The 3,666-nt window shown below is 70.5% G+C and carries 4 protein-coding genes; 2 read left to right on the top strand and 2 right to left on the bottom strand.

Annotated elements, in window-relative coordinates:
* Nucleotides 1-288 precede the first annotated feature (288 nt).
* Nucleotides 289-1,782, top strand: coding sequence for a P-loop ATPase, Sll1717 family (locus tag C1A33_RS22265; RefSeq protein WP_101833320.1), 1,494 nt, complete (start codon nucleotides 289-291; stop codon nucleotides 1,780-1,782).
* An 85-nt stretch (nucleotides 1,783-1,867) separates the two neighbouring features.
* A complete protein-coding gene (locus C1A33_RS22260) occupies nucleotides 1,868-2,506 on the top strand; it encodes a hypothetical protein (RefSeq protein ID WP_101833319.1) in 639 nt (212 codons plus the stop codon).
* On the opposite strand, the gene C1A33_RS36965 is transcribed toward C1A33_RS22260, so the two are convergent.
* Nucleotides 2,452-2,832, bottom strand: coding sequence for a hypothetical protein (locus C1A33_RS36965; RefSeq protein WP_243407823.1), 381 nt, complete (start codon nucleotides 2,830-2,832; stop codon nucleotides 2,452-2,454). The genes C1A33_RS22260 and C1A33_RS36965 overlap by 55 nt on opposite strands.
* 61 nt (nucleotides 2,833-2,893) lie before the next feature.
* On the bottom strand, nucleotides 2,894-3,666 hold a 773-nt coding region (locus tag C1A33_RS22250), incomplete at its 5' end, for an alpha/beta hydrolase family protein (protein ID WP_207770440.1).

Below are 3,666 nucleotides of genomic sequence, written 5' to 3'. Positions count from 1 at the left end.
CTGGGCGAAACTCGGCGCCTACGCGACCGCCTGGAAATACCTCCTGCTCGCCCTCGACCTGCTCAGCGACTGACCGCCCAGCCACCCGCGCCGCCCGAATGAAATACCCCAGGTCAACGCGGGTATCGGATGGCACAGCGAGCGCCGCCGTCGGTCATTCCCGGCGGCGGGCCGCAGTGTCCTGTCCGCGCTACCGAGGACAAAAACCGCCGGAAAAGAAGCAAGAACAAGGGTATCCTCGTCAACATCCGAACCGATCACAACGGATGTTCGACCGAAGGGGCCCGTGTGGTCGATCTCGCACGTCTCAGTTTCGGCGCGGCGGCCGCGGAACGCGACGTCCGGCGCGGCCTGGACGCCTATTTCATTGAGTCGTCCGCCTACACCCGGATGAACGCGGGGACCAAGACAATCCTCGTCGCGAACCGCGGCGCAGGCAAGAGCGCGATCTTCAAGACCATCGCCCACCGGCAGCGGGACGCGGGCGGCTCGGTCATCGAGCTGGCCCCGGAGGACTACTCCTACGAGTTCCTCAGCTCGGCGATGACCCGGGAGCTCGACGGCGCCTGGGCGAAACTCGGCGCCTACGCGACCGCCTGGAAATACCTCCTGCTCGTCCTCATCATGAAGGAGGTGACGCGGCGGCACGGCCGCATCCGCCGCGGCGCCGAGAGCCAGATCTGGGCCTACCTGCGGGACAACCACGCCGGCGGGGCGAGCGGCGCGTTCGACTCGTTCGTGTCGTACCTGCGCCGCATCGAGTCGGTGAAGGTCGGGCGCTTCGAGGCCGGGGTGCGCACCCGGGAGCTGCAGCATCTCTACAAGCTGCAGGAGATCGACCATCTGTTGCCCCCGCTGATCCGGCTGTGTGAACGCACCCGGATCACCGTGCTCGTCGACGAGCTGGACCGCGGCTGGGACGCCTCCGAGGATGCCCAGGCGTTCGTCGCGGGCCTCTTCCAGGCCTGCATGACGATCAACGACATGTCCCCCGGCCTTCGCGTCTGCATGTCGCTGCGCAAGGAGCTCTACGACAGCATCCCCGCGATCTACGACGACGCGCAGAAGTTCCGCGATCTCATCGAGGTGATCTCGTGGGACCGGGAGGGGCTGTGGCGGCTGATCGCGGGTCGTATCCGCCACACCGTCGCGGACTGTCGCCATCGTTCCGACGACGACTGCTGGAAGGCGGTCTTCACCCGGCCGGTCTGGTCGTTCCGGTACATGGCGGACCGGGCGCTCGGCCGCCCACGCGAAATCATCCAGTACTGTTCCCACGCCCTCGACCATGCCCGCACGAACAGCTCCCGCCCGTCGGTCCGCATCACTCCCAAGGACATCCAGGCGGTCGAGTCGACGTATTCGGGTGAGCGCACCCGCGACATCGCCGCCGAGTACCGCTTTCAGTACCCGGGGCTGCTCGGTGTGTTCCAGGCGTTCCGCACCGGTCCGGATGTCTGGACCCGGGAGGACCTCGAGCTGTTCCTGCTGGACCTGGCGACCGGCTCGGTCGGCGTCGCCCCGGAAGCCCGTTCCTGGATCGACAGCCGCGACCCGGACGTGATCCTGCAGGTGCTGTGGGAGATCGGCTTCCTCACCGCCGCAGAGCACCCAGCCGCAGAGCACCCCGCCGCAGAGCACCCCGCCACCGGCCAGATCGGCTATCCGGCCGAGGGCGGCCTGGACGCGGTCGGCCCCGACCCGCACGCGCCGCCCACACCGCACAGCGTGGATCGTTTCCGCATGCACCCGATGTTCCACCGATACGTCGCCGACCGCTGACCCTCCGGCCGCGCGGTGCGGCCGTTTCACATGAGGCGGTCAACACGGTGGTTCCGCCGCCGCCGGTGGCACTACCGTGAGCCGCATGCCGTCGGCGGGTCTGGCGTGGCAGACACTCACCGATCCGGGGGCGCTCGCGCTTGTCGACGCCGACTCCGGCCGTGCCGCCGCGCTCTCCCGCCCCCACCCCGCCGACCTGCCGATGGTGCAGATCGTCGACCTCGAACGGCTGGTCAGCGGCTGGCTCGCTCCGGCCACCCGGCCCCAGTCCGCCCAGCGCCTGCGTGAGCAGGAGGCCGCCGACCCGCTGCGGACGCTGCGCGGACTGTGCTGGCTGGCGGCCATGTGGGTGGTCGCCCTGCACCTGCGCACCGGCTGGCAGCCGACGGCGATCGTCGGTGACCTGAACGTGCCCGGGATCTGGCGCCTCGCCGAGGCGCCGTGCAGCGCGCAGGTCTGGGAGGACCTCGCCGAGCGGGTCCGGCTCGGGGTGCTCGCGGCGCTGACCGGCGACGCGGACGCGAACGCGCGCTTCGCCGACTACCTGCGCCGCCCCCCGGGCATCGCGCCGATCCTGCTCAACCACACCCTGCGCATACTCGAGGACCTGCACCAGAGGATGCTCGAGAACGGCATCGACTCGCGCGACATGGCGGGCACCCTGGCGCTCTACACCGTCGACCCGGCGGACCGGGCCACCGCCTGTTTCCGCCCACTGACCTGAGCGGGGCCGGCCTGAGCGTCGATGTAGACGACCCGGGTGGTACCGCCATGACCGTGGATGGCGAGCAGCGTCTCCATGGTCGGGTAGATCGCGATCGAGTCGTGCTCGGAGTGCCACCACAGCACACAGGTGCCGTCCGGCGCCTGCGCACCGAACGCGACCAGCCCCGTCCCGGACACCCCGGACACGTCGACCTCGCGCTCCAGTTCGAACCGTCGTACCTGGCGAGCGGACATCGCCACGACCTCCTCACGGGGCACCGCACCGTACCCGTAGGCATGCCGGTCGGTTGGCCAACGGTAGCCGGCAATGTCGGGGCCGGTCATCCGTATGCCCCCATGGCACCGTCCGAGTGATCCGCCCGGGGTGGTATCCGCGAGGTATCCGTCACGGTCTGGCGCGCAGCGTCACCGTCGGGCCGGTCCCCCAGGTGCCCGGGGCGAGGAAGGCCGCGTCCGCGGACTCCCCCCGAAGCCGCCAGTCCAGGAAGGCCACGACGGCTCGCTCGGTGAGCAGATGCGCCGTCGTCGAGTCAAGGTAGGGCGGCCAGCAGGTCGCGCGTGCGGTGACCTCGACCCGAAGCCGCAACGCCGTCGGGATCCCCGCCGTGCCGAGCAGGCCGTACTGCCGGCAGACCTCGGTGAACGAGTTGTGGGTGGCCCCGCCCAGCACGGCGGTGACCACCGGATGGGACGCGGTGAGCAGGCCGAAGCCCCGATCGATGTTCGGGTCGACGGGCACGGCCGGATCGGCGCCGCCGCCGATCAGCAGCGTCGGGACGTCGACGCGGGCCAGCATGTCGGCGGGCAGCGGCGAGATCGCCGGGGCGAGGCCGACCGACGCCCGCACCCGCGGGTCCGCCGGCACCCCCGGCAGGCCTGCGCTCGCCATCACCGAGGTCAGCCCGCCGAAGGAGAACCCGAGGACGGCCACCTGATCGCTCCGGACCAGCGGCTGCACCGTGCAGGATGGATCGGTCAGGGCATCGAGCACCGCGGAGACGTCGCGCGAGCGGTCGAGGGCCATGTCGAGCTGCGGTTCGGTGTGCCCAAGGGCGGCATCCACCATCGTGTCGCCGGGGTGGTCGGGGGCGACGGCGACATAACCGTGGCTGGCCAGCGCCTCCATCAGATAGGTCGACTGCACCCGGCTACCGGCGC

Source organism: Frankia canadensis (genome assembly GCF_900197875.1).
In the GTDB taxonomy this organism is placed as follows: domain Bacteria; phylum Actinomycetota; class Actinomycetes; order Frankiales; family Frankiaceae; genus Frankia; species Frankia canadensis.
The sequence above is the reverse complement of the archived record's forward strand: the minus strand, read 5'-3'. Positions and strand labels throughout refer to the sequence as shown.

Excerpts from the sequence above, each read along its gene's own strand:
- C1A33_RS36965 (WP_243407823.1), bottom strand. The coding sequence starts at position 2,832 with ATGACCGGCCCCGACATTGCCGGCTACCGTTGGCCAACCGACCGGCAT.
- C1A33_RS22260 (WP_101833319.1), top strand. The coding sequence starts at position 1,868 with ATGCCGTCGGCGGGTCTGGCGTGGCAGACACTCACCGATCCGGGGGCG.